Source organism: Acinetobacter sp. RW6, from assembly GCF_041956835.1.
Lineage (GTDB): Bacteria > Pseudomonadota > Gammaproteobacteria > Pseudomonadales > Moraxellaceae > Acinetobacter > Acinetobacter calcoaceticus.
In genome coordinates this window covers 1,400,959-1,416,081 of sequence record NZ_CP167121.1, presented here as the reverse complement: position 1 = coordinate 1,416,081, position 15,123 = coordinate 1,400,959, and the positions used below count along the sequence as shown (strand labels likewise).

Here is a 15,123-nt window from a genome sequence, read left to right as displayed (position 1 = left end):
TTAATTAATTAAGATATTGATAATAAATAATTTAATTATTGGCATTGGCTTTGCTATATCGGTCTAGATCGTTAAGGAAGCTCATATGCGTACATATTTTTCTCAATTTATTATTCAGTCCTCACTTTTTGCACTGAGTGCACTTACTACTTCAATTGCCTTGGCAAACGACCAAAAGAATTTGTCAGAGAAAGAGGATGTCATCACATTACAATCTGTCGTTGTCACGGGTTCTAGACGAGCCATTAGTAGTTCTCTCGATGCGCCTGCACCCGTTGATATTTTAACTGCTAAAGATTTACAAGAGACTGGGGCAACTGATTTGGCAGCAGTATTAACACGGTTGTCTCCTTCAGTGACGTTACCCAGCTCTCCTGCGGGTGGATTTGGCGCATCGGTTCCGCCAAGTATTGCGCTCAGAGGATTATCTGCTGATCAAACTCTAATTTTAATTAATGGAAAACGTAGACATACATCAGCTTATTTCACCCGCCAAGCCTATGCAGGTGGAAGAGGCGCAGCGGTAACTGACCTAAGTTTAATTCCAGTGAGCGCGATTGAGCGTATAGAAATCTTGCGGGATGGTGCTGCTGCACAATATGGGTCGGATGCCATTGCTGGTGTAGTTAATATTATTTTGAAATCACGAGATCATGGCGGTGGAGTGAGCTATCAAACAGGTGGCTATACTCAAGGAGATGGTGAACAACATAAAGTCAATCTTTGGAAAGGTTTTGCACTCCCTAATGATGGTGCGTTGACGGTTGCATTAGATTTAGGCAAACGTGAAGCTGCAAGTAACACGGCCCCAGATACGCGAACTTTTTATGATGGTTCAACCAAGGCTCAATATACAGAACAAAATACACCCTATAGAACTTGGAAATTTGGTTCACCAGAACAAAAAGATCAAATCAATGTAACGGCGAATTTAGATTTACCTTTGACGGATGACGTTGCACTTTATGGCTTTAGTAGCTACGGACACCGTAAAACGATAGGGGAAAACTTTTATGAGCCGCCAACAACCAAAACAATACTGAATCAATCCAGCTATTTTAAAGAACGTTATCCAGATGGGCGCTCGCCATTAAGCTTAGTCACTGTAGATGATTTTGCAACCACAGTTGGAGTTAAAAAGGGAGAGCAAGCGTCAGGTAAATATGATCTTTATGCGACCTATGGGCAAAATAAAGTGAGTACCGAACAAGGTAACGGTATTAACCCAAGTTATGGCTCAAATTCTCCTTCAAATTATGACTTGGGTGAAAATATCTTTGCGCAATTAAATACAGGGCTAGATTATAGCCGTGATATTGCAATTGATTGGTTAGCAAGCCCACTCACGTTGTCTACAGGGGTTTTATATCGTTGGGAACAATATAAGCAAAATGCAGGTGATCCAATTGCCTATACCCGAGGCCCATATTTCAATCCAAGCACAACTTTAGGAGTTGGAGTTCCGGGGATATATGCCGGAATTACAGACCAAGATGAACGAAAAATTAGTCGTGATGTTTATGGTGTCTATCTAGATTTAGAAGCAGATATTATTAAAAACTTGAATGTGGGTGCCGCTGTTCGAAGTGAAAAATATTCAGACTTTGGGTCGACAACAAACGGAAAATTATTTGCCAAATATGATGTATCACCTAAATTTACGGTACGTGGTTCAGTAAATACAGGCTATAGAGCGCCGTCATTGGCACAGCAGGGATATTCAGCTTATAGCGTACAAACAGTACAGACCCCTTCAGGTTGGCAAGATGTGCAACAAAGAACTTTAGTTGCGGGCAGTGAGGCAGCTTTACTAATTGGTGGAACTTCTCTTAAACCTGAGAAATCGACGAATTATTCTTTAGGTTTTGTTTGGAAGCCTCTTGCCAATACATCGGCAACTTTAGACCTTTATCAAATCGATATTAAAAATCGTATTTTGCTTTCAGACAATATTACTGGAAGTGTAATCACCAATGCTTTTGCCAATACAGCGTATTCAAACATTGCCAATGTGGCATTCTTTAATAATTTACTAGATACACGTACTCAAGGCTTAGAGCTCGCACTTAAGCATGATTTAAACCTTGAACAATATGGCAAGTTAAATCTGAATCTCGGTCTGGCATATAACAAAAATGAAATTATCGAAAGTAGAGATTCTATTACTGCAAAAGGTGAACGAATTCCTGTTTCAAGCATTGCAGGACGAAATACACAAAGCCTTATTGAATCTGCTGCACCGAAAACAAAGCTAACGCTTGGCGCACTTTGGTCAAATCAAGCATGGAGCGTGAATACAGCAGTCCGTCGCTACGATAAATGGACCACTTTAAATAATACCAATACTGCACTGGACCAAACCTTTGACCCTCAGTGGATTGCAGATTTGGATATTGGCTACAAAGCGGATGCATTTGTGAAAGGTCTGAAATTCAATTTAGGCGCGATCAATTTATTTAATAGCCATCCTGATCAAGCAAAAGATTCTTCGGTCGGCAACATCGTCAAATATAGTTTTAATGCGCCTGAAGGAGCATTTGGAACATATTTATATGGCCGAGTAAGTTACGAATTTTAAATCAAAAATGATGAAAAAAAATTTAAGGTAAATTACAATGCAACATACTTTTTTATCAACGTTATGCAAGTTTTCTTTAATCACAACGGTGTTAACTTCGAGTTGTTTGGCAAACGCTCAACAAGCTCCAGCGCCTAAAGATCAATATGGAGATGGCCGAGTTTCTGAGTTTTACGCATGGAAATCAGCTATTCCAAATCAAGCTGGAAAATTATTAAAAACAGAAGCTATTCATAATCCTTATATTCGCTTGGCAAATGACAGTCAGGCCATTCGGATCCTCTACAGTTCTACCAGTGGTAAAGACAGCAAAACCCCTATTGTGGTTTCAGGAAGTATTCATTTACCAAAAGGAATGCCACCTAAAGAAGGTTGGCCAGTGGTGTTATGGGCGCATGGTACTGTAGGTTTGGCCGATGCTTGTGCGCCGTCTTGGAGTGGACGATCATACCGAGATGTACAATATTTAAATCGTTGGCTTAAAGAAGGATTTGCGGTCGTTGCCACAGATTACGAAGGCTTAGGTGTTGCAGGGCCGCACTTGTTAATTAATAACCCAATGCTGGCTTATAGTATTTTAGATAGTGGTAGAGCTGCTTTAAAAACCAAGTTACCCCTTGCAAATAAGTTTGTGATTGTTGGTCAATCACAAGGAGGCGCTGGGGCTGTTGCGGCTTCTTCCTATTCAGCAACGTACGCACCTGACTTAAATATTAAAGCTTCAATTGGTACAGGCGTGATTTATCAAGATCCTGAAGCGACGCCTGAAAAAAATCAGTTGAAGTTAAATCCTTACGAAGTCAGCCCATCACTCGCTTATGGCATCTATAGTTTTTTAGTGACACAAAGTTTATATCCAGAAATTAAAACAGAAGATATTTTCACACCTGAAGCAGCTCCTTTAGTTGAACAAGCAAGAAATGCCTGCTTAACAAGTTTTATGGGAGATATTCAAACCGCAGGGCTTTCGCCAGCGCAAGCATATAAATCCAATCCGCCGGCAAGCTATAAAAAGCTGCAAGAGAAACAGTCAAATGATTATGGTTATTACCCTACATTAAAAATCAGTCACCCATTATTTATTGGAACAGGGGCAAACGACCGAACACCAGATGCTCGTTCTCAAATGAAACTGGTGGCTGATGCTTGTAAAGCCGGTACAGTGGTCGAAGGCCATTTGTATCATGGCTTAGGACATAGCGAAACTGTTAATGCCTCATTAAAAGATTCAATTCCGTTTGCTAAAAAGGTGATTGCGGGAGAGAAAATTCAGGCTGTTTGTAAACCTGACTTGCAATAAAAGATAAAATAAAAATTTTCTCACTGAGGAAAATCTTTATTTTAAAAAGCCGCTCTTCAAAGATTTTGAATGAGCGGCTTGATTCTTTAAATGGTTAGGCGATTTGTTTTAATCTTTTGGCTGCCTCTTCACGTACAGCAGGAATGATATAGCGACCATAATCGACCGTATCATAGATTGGATCGTAGCCACGATTTAAAAAGGTCGTAACGCCTAAATCTACATAATCAAGCAATGATGCAATAATGGTGTCTGGTGTACCAACAAGGGCTGTCGTATCACCATAAGCTCCTACAGCAGTTGCAGTTGGCATCCATAATGCACGGTCATGTCGATCACCTTGCTGTGCAGCTGCCAATAAACGCTGTGAACCGATGCCTTTGATTTTATGTCCAGATAATGTTCCGTTATTTTGAAAAGTCGGATTATTCTGAATATCTGCAAGAATCTGTTCTGCACGTTGCCAAGCAAGTTCTTCGGTTGCACCAATAATAAGACGTACAGATAAGCTAACAGGAGGCTGGGGTTTATTGGCTTTTTCTGCTGCGAGCTTCAATTTAGTAATTTGCTCTTTTACTCCAGCCAGTGGTTCACCCCATAGTGAATAGAGATCTGCATGGCGAACTGCAATATCATAAGCGATGTCTGATGAGCCACCGAATGAAATCGGGATTGTACCGTTGACTGGCTTTAACGGGCAAAAAGCATTATCCAACTTAAAATATTTACCTTCATAACTAATAGGTTGATCACTTTTCCAAAGTTTCTGGATGATATCTAGATATTCACCCGTCCGCTCATAGCGCTGACCTTTATCAACAATATAATCTCCCTCTTGAGGCTCCGCTGTAATTCCCGTAATTGCATGTAAACGGATTCTTCCACCGCCAGTTGTATGGTCAAGCGTAGCAAAAGAACGTGCAGCCAGATTTGGAGTGAGGAGTGCAGGACGATGGGCAATCATAAACCCGAGTTGCTCAGTATGCTGTGCCAGATAAGCTGCGATTTGCGCGCTATCTGGACTGCTTGGCCCGCTAGCAATTAAGACTTTATCAAAACCCGCATATTCATGCGCACGTGCATGGTAACGTAGATATTCGAGGTCAATTTTATGGCCAATACGTGTTCCTTTGGTTTCAGACCATTGGTTGGGAAAAACCATACCAACAAATTCGATGCTCATTATTAAACCTATTTTGTGGATTTTAAATGAATGAGCAAAATAAATGCCAAGCTTTACGCCTATATAAATCAAATATTGTAGTGGTTTATAATTATTTTAATGTTTGGATTTAATCAAAAAGATAACATTGTGTTTGAGAAGCAACATATCATAAAAAGAGAATTGTGTTGATTTTTAATTTATAAGAGAAAATATTTTTAGAATAAAATGGATGAATTTTGGATTAAATATCTTTATTTATTATTTATTAAAAAACACCCTGAAATGTAATATAGCCTTTTAGAATGCTTATATCATAAGTTTTATGGGGCAATTATGAAGACCTTTTTAGATAATGATTATAAAGTAATTACTTTGCCTGATAATGGTGTTCCTGTAAAACCAATAAGAGCAAAAGCAATTATCTTTTCAGATCAAAACTCCCGTAAATTATTAAATCAAGTGGAAACGATTGCTCCAAGCTCTGCCAGCGTCATCATTCAAGGTGAATCTGGAACAGGTAAAGAGTTAATTGCACGTGAAATTCATTTGAAAAGTGATCGTAAAAATAAGCCTTTTCTTGCAGTCAATTGTGGTGCTTTAGTCGAGACGCTTGCTGAGTCTGAACTGTTTGGCTATGAAGCTGGGGCTTTTACGGGTGCAAACAAAACACGAGCTGGTATTTTTGAAACGGCGGATGGTGGCACTTTATTTTTAGATGAGGTGGGTGAGTTACCACTATCCTTACAAGTTAAGCTGTTAAGGGTATTGCAAGAAAAAGAAGTGGTACGTGTGGGTGGTCGAAAACCGATCCCAATTAATGTCCGTATTTTGTCGGGGACGCATGTCGATTTACGTAAGGCTGTAGCAGAAAATAAGTTTCGTCTAGATTTATATTATCGCTTGAATGTAGTTGTACTTAATATTTTGCCATTGCGTGAACGTAAAGGAGATATTTTACCTCTGGTTGATTTCTTCTTAAGTTCATACTCTCAGAAGCTCATTACCACTAAACCCAATATTAGTGATAGAGCAAGAAATGCACTGTTGAACTATAGCTGGCCAGGCAACATTCGTGAGTTAGAAAACAATATCCATTATGCTTTGCTCGTGAGTGGCGGTAAAACAATTGATCTTGAGCACTTAAGATTTTCTGAGGAAACGGGTTCCGCCGTGTTACCCGATAATGACCTTATTCAAGAGTTTGAGAATATCTTAAAACGTCTTTTTCAGGAATATGATGGGGAAGCTTGGCATATTATTGAAGATAAAATTGTAAATACTGCATTTTCAAGTTGCTGGAATAATCAGGTTAAGACCGCAAAAATGTTAGGTTTATCGCGTAATGTTTTGCGTAATCTTTTATCAAGATATAACTTATTACCTAATAAGAATGAAAATGAAATCGCTTAATGATTTTACATAGAAAAAACATCCATTTTTTAATGGATGTTTTTTTGCGTTGTGAATTTTGTGACCCATAAACCCAATTCAAAAAGCAGCCACATTGGGACTGCAAGAGCAAGCATGCTAAAAACATCAGGAGGGGTAATAAACATTGCAATAAAAAAGAAGAATACAATGATGTGTTTGCGATGCGCTTCTAGCTGTTGAATAGAAATAAGACCAATGAAAATAAGAAAATAAGTTAAAACTGGAATTTGAAATGCTAGACCAAAAGCCAGAAAAAGCTTTAAACAAAAATCCAGATAGCTATTAATGTCCGTCATGGGTAATACATTGTCTGGTGATGCCAATACGAAAAACTTTAAAGCGAGTGGCAAAATTAAAGTATAAGCAAACACAATTCCTAGATAAAATAAAAGGTTACTCGAAAGCACAAGTGCTATACCGAATCTTTTTTCTTTTTGATAAAGTGCGGGAGCAACAAATTGCCAAAATTGATAAAGAATAAAGGGAATACTTAATAAAATCGCAAAATAAATATTGAGTTTAAAGGGTGCTAAAAATGTACTCATGACATCTGTTGCAATCATGGTGGAGTTGCTAGGCAGCAATGAAATTAAAGGATGAGCAAGAAAATGGTAGTTCTTTTGAGCAAGCGGAAGTAATAATAAAAAAATCGCTAAAACAATACTAATGCTATAGATCAGCCGTTTTCTTAATTCTTTTAAATGTTCGCTATATTTCATTTCAGTGAGGCTTTCACTGACAATATGTTCCGTCATGCGGCTTGGTCCTCACTGAATTTATTGGCTGTTTTTTTAAAATGAGCTAAAAATGGTGTCTTTAACTCATCATGTGATCCTAAGTAGACATAATCATTGATGCGCCGTGCTTTGTTTTTTTGTTCAGTAGAAACAGATGTTTGTACATTTTCAATTTCTTGTTGCATGAGAGCGAGTTGTTGTTTGAGCTGCTCTTCATTTTGTTTTATTTTTTGCAGCTCTTCTTGCATGACTCTCTTAAGTTCGATCAGGTCAAGTTCGTTTTCAATATCATTTTGAATTTTATTGATTTGGGTTTTAACTGCTCTATATTTTAGGAGGACTGATCTTAACGTGTGAGGAAGCTTTTCAGGCCCTAAAATAATAAGTGCAATAATTGCAAAAGCTAATAACTCTCCAAAACTGATATTAAACATAATAATAAATCACTCATATTTTATTTTGTTTTTCATTATGTGATTCGAGTGGGCTGATATCTTTGTATTGCTGGTTTTGCAATAATTTTTGATCATCAGAATTAACCGAGTCTTTAAAATCTTTAATTGCACCACCTAAGTCTTTACCTAGGTTCTTTAACTTTGAAGTTCCAAACAATAAAATAACAATAACTGCGAACAGTAAAATATGCCAAATAGATAAACCCATTTTCTTCATCCTATATTATCTAAAATAAAAAATATTAATATCACGATATTATCTATTTCCTAAATCATATTAATATCGATCAATATTCAAATTAATTATGCAGTGTGATCTAGCATATTAAGTGCCTGATTACGGAAACCAAATAACAGCTCACTTTCTTTATGTCGAGGATGAGCTAATGGAACAGGAATAATTTCTTTGATCTTTCCTGGTCGGGCCGACATCACAATCACACGATCTCCAAGATAGACAGCTTCTTCAATGTCATGAGTCACTAAAATCATGGTAATTTTTTCGTGTTGCCAGATACGCTGAAGTTCAGCTTGTAAATGACTCCGTGTGATGGCATCTAAAGCGCCAAACGGCTCATCCAAAAGTAAAATATCGGGTTTATTAACGAGTCCACGGGCAATTGCAACACGTTGTGCCATGCCACCCGAAAGCTCATGTGGATAAGCCTTTTCAAAACCCTTCAGCCCGACAATTTCTATGTGTTCATTTACCCGTAAATTTCGCTCTTCACGAGTGAGTGGAGTCTCTTCAAGTGCTAAATGGATATTTTCAAAAACAGTAAGCCATGGAAGTAATCGGTGTTCTTGAAAGATAAGACCGCGTTTTAAATCTGTACCTTTTATCTGATTTTGATTCAGTAAAATTTCACCGTCATAGTCTTGATCTAATCCAGCAATAAGACGTAATAGTGTTGATTTTCCACAGCCACTGCTGCCAACAATCGAGATAAATTCGCCTTGCTCAATGTTGAGGTTAATCCCATCTAAAACGGTCAAAGTATTTTGATCACGTCGAAAAGATTTATTGAGTTTTTTGATAGAAAGTAGAGAGAAAGACATATTAATTTCCGATGTTATTTTTTAAATTAAAGATTAGGCACGCCATTGCAGAAAGCGTTTTGAAATAAGATGAATACTTGCCGTCATAAAGGCCCCGCACAGGGTAACTGTGATGGCGCAAACCAACAGAATATCCATTTCGGCATTAATCTCGGCTTTCATCATTAAGTTGCCTAGACCTGCACCGGCATTGAATAGCAACTCACTTGCTGTGGTGGTGATCCAAGTAAATGGCACAGCTAAATTTAAGCCAGTTAAAATATGGGGTAGCGCTTGTGGAAGGCGTATTTTTTTAAATTTGCGCCAGAATGAAAATTGATAAATACGTGCGATCTCATCATATTTTGTATCATTGTGGCTAAGCCCCTGAAATGTATTAATCACTAATGGAAAAAATGAGGCAAGTGCGATAATAAAGATTTTTGCTTCTTCTCCATTACCAAACCATAAGGCAATTAAAGGTGTTAAACCCAGTAACGGTACTTGGCGAATACTGTTAAATAGTGGAGAAACTAAAGCATTTAAAACTTTTGAATAGGCAAGCAAAGTACCTAAAATTAATCCGCTTATCGAACCTAAGATAAATCCTATTCCAGCTTTTTTAAGACTTCCCCATGTGTTTAGCCACAATTCACCTGTTTCAAGCAATTTAATAAATGCAAAATAAACGTTTTGCAAGGGAACAAATGCATAGGCATGACTGGCACCTAAGCTTGAGTTGTATTGCCATAAGCCTAATAAAAATAATGGCAGTACTAAGCCTTGTACTAAAATAATTGGCCGTTGCCATGTTTGTTTCAAAGTAATTGAACGTTGAGACATTATTTATCCCTCGAACTGAGTGCAGGTGAGATAAAGTGTTGTTCTACTAACCGTAAAACTTTATCTAAACCAAAGCCGACCACACCTGTGATAAACACACCGACCATCACGACATCTAATCGCAACATTTGACGTCCTAGTTCCATCATTTGCCCAATACCTGTTCCAGCTGCCAGTAGCTCGACGGCAACTAAAATCAACCATGCACGACCAAGTGCAATTCTTAGCCCACTAATTAAAGGTGGGAGTATTGATGGAAGAACAATAAGCCTGAGCCAAGCACGTGTTTTAAGCTGGTAGATTTGTCCTAGTTCAATATATTTTTTGGGAATATTTTTGACTGCATCGGCCGTTGCTAACGCTATTGGAAAAAAACAGGCCTTTATAATCAGTAAAATTTTAAATAATTCACCAATCCCAAAAACTAAAATAAAAATAGGAATAAGGACAAAGATCGGAATTTGATAAAGAACGTTGAATAAAATATAGGTGTAATTTCGGAACGTTGTGTTTGCTCCATAGGCAATACCAAAAGCAATTGCACTGATTGCGGCGATAGAAAATCCGAAAAACAGACGAGAAAGACTATCTTTGAGATGCATTTGAAGCTCACCACTTTGTAACAACGCAATGAAAGTATTCCAGACAGTTTTAGGCGGCACCAAAATTTGGGTTGGGAAAATCTGTAAAGAACTAATCAAATGCCAAATGAGTAATACTAATAAGGGTGAAATCACAGAGAGCAGCCCATACACCTTTTTAGAAGAAAATTTCTTACGGAGTGGGGTTTTAAATAAAACGTTATTTTGCTCAATAAGTGGCTTTACTAGTATTTTCATTGTCTAGTTTCCCTGCTTATTGGAGGCATGATTTGCCTGTAAATTTTGAATCGCTTGACGAGTAAATTGCGGATTCAACAGCTCATCTGCTTTGATTGGTGTTTGAATAAGCTGATTTTTCACAGCGTGATCAATGACTTTTGAATAATGCTGTTTAAGAAAATCGACTTGATAGTTAGGTGACCAGTCTTGTTGCCATGTGCTTGCCGTGTTCTGGCTTTCACGTTGAATTACACTAAGTGGTTGGCCAAACTTGGTTTGACTTTGCTGAAACTCATCTTGATGGTGTGCAATCCAATCCATTGCACGTACTGTCGCATCAGCCAGTAATTGTGTGGTATCTGGATGTTGGTCAATGTAGCTTTTGCTACCCCAGAGTTCGGCACGCATTTTCCAGTCTGCTGGCAAAGATTGTGACGACCAAATAATTTTACCAAGATGGCGATCTTGTAAAGTAAGCGCATCACTTAAGGTAAAAAAGGCATCTACACTTTTAGCAGATAAAGCAGCAGCCCCAGCTTGTGGATTTAAATTAACAATTTGAAAGTCCTTTAAGCTCAGGCCTTTACTTTGTATGAGTTGCCCAAAGTTTATTTCCCACGGACGTCCACGATGTAGGGCAATTTTTTTACCTTTTAATTCCTCAATCGATTTAATAGGTGAATTCGCTGGAACAATAAGGTAGACGTTATTACCCACACCTCCGGGTACAACAATTTGCGTTTTAACGCCTGTTGCATTGAGCACTACAGCAGGAAGGTTTCCATAAAAAGCAAAATCAATTTTATTATTTATAAAACTTTCATTGACCAGAGTCGCTACAGCAGCAGTCGTCACTGGTTCCCACTTTAATTCAATATTATTTTGCTTTAAGGCTTTTAGAAAAATTTGATCTTGTGAAATAAGTTGTGGCACACCAATAAAGTCTAAACTTCCCGAAGTACCATTGGCAACGACTGCAATTCGGAGTTGTTGCTGTTCAGACTGTTTTGGGATGGACTCTTCGGTTTTTTGTGCCCCACAAGCAACAAGACCCAAAAAACTGAAACCTAAAAGTAGACGTGGAAAAATACGCATATCATCATAAGAATTAAAAAATATATGGGTATAGAGCAAAAACCAAGCCAATAAAATTATTATAAATAAATCAATTAATTATAATTTTTTAAAATTATTGTTGAGGTTAAATCCCGTAGTTGTGTTGTGATTGGAACACTCGTTAACGTTTAAGTGTTGGAATATCAACACAGCATTTAAACCCAATTTTTTAATATTTATATAAAACAGTTACATATATGAAAATTAATTTAAAAAAATATCGGCATGATTCCTGCTCTAAGACCTCTAACGAATTAAATATCGTCAAATCTTTAAATTATCGAGATTCATTATGTCAGTTGAGTTTTTATGGAGAATCCCTGTTCATGGGGATGGTCGTCGAGCACATCAATTACACACACGCGGTGAATGGAACCAATTAACGCCATCAGTTAAATCTCCACAACGTGTTGCACCACAATATGAAGATCAATTGTTTGCTTACTATGACTATGTCCAGCAAGTGGCGAAAGCAGCTGATATTGTTGGTTTTCACGGCGCACTCATTCCTGCTTTTCCACATACTGAAGAGCCATGGGTGTTAGCATCTGCACTGGCAAGAGAGACAAAAAGACTTCGTTTGCTCATCGCAATTCAGCCTTGGTTTATTCATCCAGCCTATGCAAGCCAAATGGCTGCAAGTTTGCAACGCTTAAGTCAGGGACGAGTAGAGTGGAATGTGATTTCAGGCGGTGGGGGCGCACAACAACGCGCATATGGAGACTTTATCGAACATGATCAACGCTATGCACGGACCAACGAATTTTTAGAGTTTGTGAAAGGTTACTCGCACCATGCACCTTTTAATTACGATGGAAAGTTTTTTCATGTTGAACAAGGTGGCCTGAAATACCCAATGAATCAATATGACGTTCCACGCTTGTGGTTAGCAGGGGCGAGTGATGCTGCTTTACAAATGGCAGGACGTCATGCTGATATTCACTTAACTTGGGGCGAACCTGTAGACCAACAGAAAAAAGTGATTGAACAGGCCCAAAATTTCTTTGAGCAGAATTCGCCGGAACGAAAAGTTAAATTTGGCATGCGTATCGATATTTTGGCACGACCTACTCAAGAACAAGCATTCCAAGAGCTTAAACAGATGTATGAAACCATTGCAGTTGATGGTAATGCATTTGAACGAAAAGATACTGAATCGGTAGGAGCTAAACGCCAGCAAGCCTTAGCACAGGGCAATCGTTTTGAAGACTTATTTGTAGCACCGAATGTGTGGGCAGGAATGTCAAATGTAAGAGGTGGGCCAAACTGTATTTTAGTAGGGAGCTATGAGCAAGTCGCAGAGCGTTTGCAAGAGTATATTGATATTGGGGTAGGACATTTTATTTTAGCGAGTAATCCGCATTTAGAAGAAGCATATCGAGTGGCTGAAGAAGTCTTACCCTTAGTAGGATATAAATTAAAATAATAAACTTAGACCTCTTTGAGAAATCAAAGGGGTCTTGTTGTTTGAACAGCATAACAGTGTTTGAAAACCAACATCTTTTACATGGTGTATTTAAATATTTTTTATTAAACATATTAAAAATAATAACTTAAGTATTTGGCATGGCTTGTGCAACTTACTGCTTAATCTTTTATTTTTAGTTTAAGTTGCTATGCGTGAACAAATCTTTAATCCCCATAAGCGGGCTTTGCTCTTTGAGCAATATGCAACAGTTGCAGCCTCAACTGAAATTGCAGATCCGTTTGCACGGCATGATCAAGAAGCCATTCAACCTGCTCCAGAGAAGTTGAATAAAGTCTTAATCGCAATTATTGCCGTTGCTTCAGCACATCTTGGAATTTGGTATATCGCGAAACAATTACCGACACCAGCTTTAGATATTCATAAACCCGAACCTGTGGTAATTGAAATCGTAAAACCGGTTGAACCACCTAAAGTGATTGAACCCAAAATTCCACCGATTACTGAAAAACCTAAAGTTCCACCTGTAGTGGAAAAGCCCAAGCCAATTCCCAAACAAGTTGAACAGCCAAAACCTGTCCAAAAGAGTGTGGAGCAACCTAAGCCTGTTGCAAAAACAGTAGCTGAGCCAACTCCTCAAAAAGTTGCAACACCTGTGGTCGCAAAAGAAGTAGTCGCAGAACCAGTAAAAAAAGTTGCTGAGCCTGTAAAAGCTTCAGATGACAACTTGCCAGTGACTGAAGCCAAAGGTTATGCCGGATATCTCAGTAATCCTGCGCCTGAATATCCTGACCAAGCTTTAGAACGTGGTTGGGAAGGCTCAGTCATTTTACGGGTCAAAGTATTAGCAAATGGCAGCCCTGATACGGTCAGTGTCAAGCAAAGTAGCGGCAAAAAACTTCTAGACAGTGCTGCTGTAAGAACAGTAAAGCAATGGAAATTTTCACCTGCGCTAAAAGGGAAAACACCTGTAGAAGGCTGGGTCGATGTTCCAATTCATTATCAATTACCGAAATAAAATTTAAATTAAGAGGATATTTTCATGACAGATATTAATTCATTGATCCATGACGGCACGATCTGGTTATTGGTTGCTTTCTCAATTGTGACTTGGGTGTTGATTGTAGTTAAGGTAATCCAGACACAGCGGGCAACTAAACAAAGTAAGCTTTTCGTAGAAGAGTTTTGGAAAGCAAAGAACTTATCCGATGCAGTGACGAAATCTGAACTTGGTGAAGGTCCAGCAGCACGAGTTGCTAACACAGGTTTTCAGACATTAATTGAAGCAGATGAAAAGACACATCAAGACTTACAAAACAGTTGGAGCCGTCAGGACTTATTAGAGCGCCATTTAAGCAAACAAGTTCTAACTGAACGCCGTCAGTTAGAAAAAGGCTCTGCTTTACTGGCTTCCATTGGTAATAACGCACCTTTCATTGGTCTGTTCGGTACAGTATTTGGGATTATTCATGCATTACAAGCGATTGCTCATTCAGGCAATGCGAGCATGGATGTCGTGGCTGGACCAATTGGAGAAGCCCTAGTTGCAACAGGTATTGGTATTGCGGTTGCTGTACCTGCGGTGCTTGCCTATAACTACTTTGTACGTAAAGTAAAAACAATTGGCGCAGATCTTGATGACTTTGCAACTGACTTCGTGAGCCTGAATCAAAAAGCAGGTTTCCAACTACCAACTGCTAAAACCAAGGGTACGACTGGAAATACAGCACTTAAAGATAATTCTGTTAAAGAAGTGAAAGAGAAAGGAGTGTTTGCATAATGGCAATTTCTACTTCTCAAGAAGACGATGTCGTCAGTGAAATTAATATTACGCCGCTGGTGGATGTCATGTTGGTTTTACTTATCGTATTCATTGTGACGGCTCCTTTGTTAACAAATACGGTGAAAGTTAATTTACCAAAGGCGGCACCGACTCAATCTACAGACCAGAACAAAGCTGTAGTCATTAGTGTAAACCCACAAGGTGAAATATACCTTGATAAGGATAAGGTGACACTTGCGAACTTTGAACAAGAAATAAAGTCACGTAAAAGCAGTAACCCTAAATTAGCATTAAATTTAAATGCTGATGAGACCGTACCTTATGGAACAGTCGCAAAATTATTGGCAAGTATTGAACGTGTAGGGGTAGATAAACTCTCTGTGATTACAGTGCCTAAATAATTATACCACCATAAAAAAAGCTGCTTCGG

The 15,123-nt window shown here is 38.5% G+C and carries 15 protein-coding genes; 7 read left to right on the top strand and 8 right to left on the bottom strand.

The window, feature by feature from the left end; all coding sequences use genetic code 11:
* Positions 1-85: 85 nt before the first annotated feature.
* Positions 86-2,578 (top strand): TonB-dependent receptor plug domain-containing protein, encoded by a 2,493-nt coding sequence (locus ACB088_RS06635; RefSeq protein WP_375038402.1) that lies wholly within the window; start codon positions 86-88, stop codon positions 2,576-2,578.
* An 88-nt stretch (positions 2,579-2,666) separates the two neighbouring features.
* Positions 2,667-3,878, top strand: coding sequence for a lipase family protein (locus ACB088_RS06630; protein WP_375038785.1), 1,212 nt, complete (start codon positions 2,667-2,669; stop codon positions 3,876-3,878).
* 94 nt (positions 3,879-3,972) lie between these two features.
* On the opposite strand, the gene ACB088_RS06625 is transcribed toward ACB088_RS06630, so the two are convergent.
* Positions 3,973-5,061 (bottom strand): LLM class flavin-dependent oxidoreductase, encoded by a 1,089-nt coding sequence (locus ACB088_RS06625; RefSeq protein ID WP_375038401.1) that lies wholly within the window; start codon positions 5,059-5,061, stop codon positions 3,973-3,975.
* 315 nt (positions 5,062-5,376) lie between these two features.
* Between ACB088_RS06625 and ACB088_RS06620 the strand changes: the two genes are divergently transcribed.
* A complete protein-coding gene (locus ACB088_RS06620; protein ID WP_017390729.1) occupies positions 5,377-6,453 on the top strand; it encodes a sigma-54-dependent Fis family transcriptional regulator in 1,077 nt (358 codons plus the stop codon).
* Positions 6,454-6,482: 29 nt separating this feature from the next.
* Here the strand turns inward: ACB088_RS06620 and tatC are convergent, their stop codons facing one another.
* From tatC to ACB088_RS06585, 7 genes are all read right to left on the bottom strand, one after another.
* Positions 6,483-7,229 (bottom strand): twin-arginine translocase subunit TatC, encoded by a 747-nt coding sequence (tatC, locus tag ACB088_RS06615; RefSeq protein ID WP_375038400.1) that lies wholly within the window; start codon positions 7,227-7,229, stop codon positions 6,483-6,485.
* Positions 7,226-7,645: a Sec-independent protein translocase protein TatB gene (gene tatB, locus ACB088_RS06610; RefSeq protein ID WP_133746010.1), complete on the bottom strand. Its 420-nt coding sequence runs from the start codon at positions 7,643-7,645 to the stop codon at positions 7,226-7,228. Before tatB ends, tatC begins: the two co-directional genes overlap by 4 nt.
* 13 nt (positions 7,646-7,658) lie before the next feature.
* Positions 7,659-7,874 carry a Sec-independent protein translocase subunit TatA gene (locus ACB088_RS06605; protein ID WP_045432320.1) on the bottom strand — a complete coding sequence of 72 codons (216 nt, stop codon included), beginning with the start codon at positions 7,872-7,874 and terminating at the stop codon, positions 7,659-7,661.
* Positions 7,875-7,969: 95 nt separating this feature from the next.
* Positions 7,970-8,725 (bottom strand): ABC transporter ATP-binding protein, encoded by a 756-nt coding sequence (locus tag ACB088_RS06600; RefSeq protein ID WP_375038399.1) that lies wholly within the window; start codon positions 8,723-8,725, stop codon positions 7,970-7,972.
* A 33-nt stretch (positions 8,726-8,758) separates the two neighbouring features.
* Positions 8,759-9,547 (bottom strand): ABC transporter permease, encoded by a 789-nt coding sequence (locus ACB088_RS06595; protein ID WP_375038398.1) that lies wholly within the window; start codon positions 9,545-9,547, stop codon positions 8,759-8,761.
* Complete coding sequence (locus ACB088_RS06590; protein ID WP_375038397.1) at positions 9,547-10,386, bottom strand: ABC transporter permease; 840 nt, start codon at positions 10,384-10,386, stop codon at positions 9,547-9,549. The genes ACB088_RS06595 and ACB088_RS06590 overlap by 1 nt, the downstream gene beginning before the upstream one ends.
* A 3-nt stretch (positions 10,387-10,389) precedes the next feature.
* Positions 10,390-11,463, bottom strand: coding sequence for an ABC transporter substrate-binding protein (locus ACB088_RS06585; RefSeq protein WP_375038396.1), 1,074 nt, complete (start codon positions 11,461-11,463; stop codon positions 10,390-10,392).
* Between the two features lie 313 nt (positions 11,464-11,776).
* Here ACB088_RS06585 and ACB088_RS06580 point away from each other — a divergent pair, with 313 nt between their 5' ends.
* The 4 genes from ACB088_RS06580 to ACB088_RS06565 all read left to right on the top strand — a co-directional run bounded on the left by ACB088_RS06580 (position 11,777) and on the right by ACB088_RS06565 (position 15,094).
* Complete coding sequence (locus ACB088_RS06580; RefSeq protein WP_375038395.1) at positions 11,777-12,910, top strand: LLM class flavin-dependent oxidoreductase; 1,134 nt, start codon at positions 11,777-11,779, stop codon at positions 12,908-12,910.
* Positions 12,911-13,100: 190 nt separating this feature from the next.
* On the top strand, positions 13,101-13,928 hold the full coding sequence (locus ACB088_RS06575; protein ID WP_198495781.1) for an energy transducer TonB: 828 nt from the start codon (positions 13,101-13,103) through the stop codon (positions 13,926-13,928).
* Positions 13,929-13,952: 24 nt separating this feature from the next.
* Positions 13,953-14,690, top strand: a complete 738-nt coding sequence (locus ACB088_RS06570; RefSeq protein WP_375038394.1) for a MotA/TolQ/ExbB proton channel family protein — start codon at positions 13,953-13,955, stop codon at positions 14,688-14,690.
* Positions 14,690-15,094 carry a biopolymer transporter ExbD gene (locus tag ACB088_RS06565; protein ID WP_147508387.1) on the top strand — a complete coding sequence of 135 codons (405 nt, stop codon included), beginning with the start codon at positions 14,690-14,692 and terminating at the stop codon, positions 15,092-15,094. Before ACB088_RS06570 ends, ACB088_RS06565 begins: the two co-directional genes overlap by 1 nt.
* The last annotated feature ends 29 nt before the right edge of the window (positions 15,095-15,123 follow it).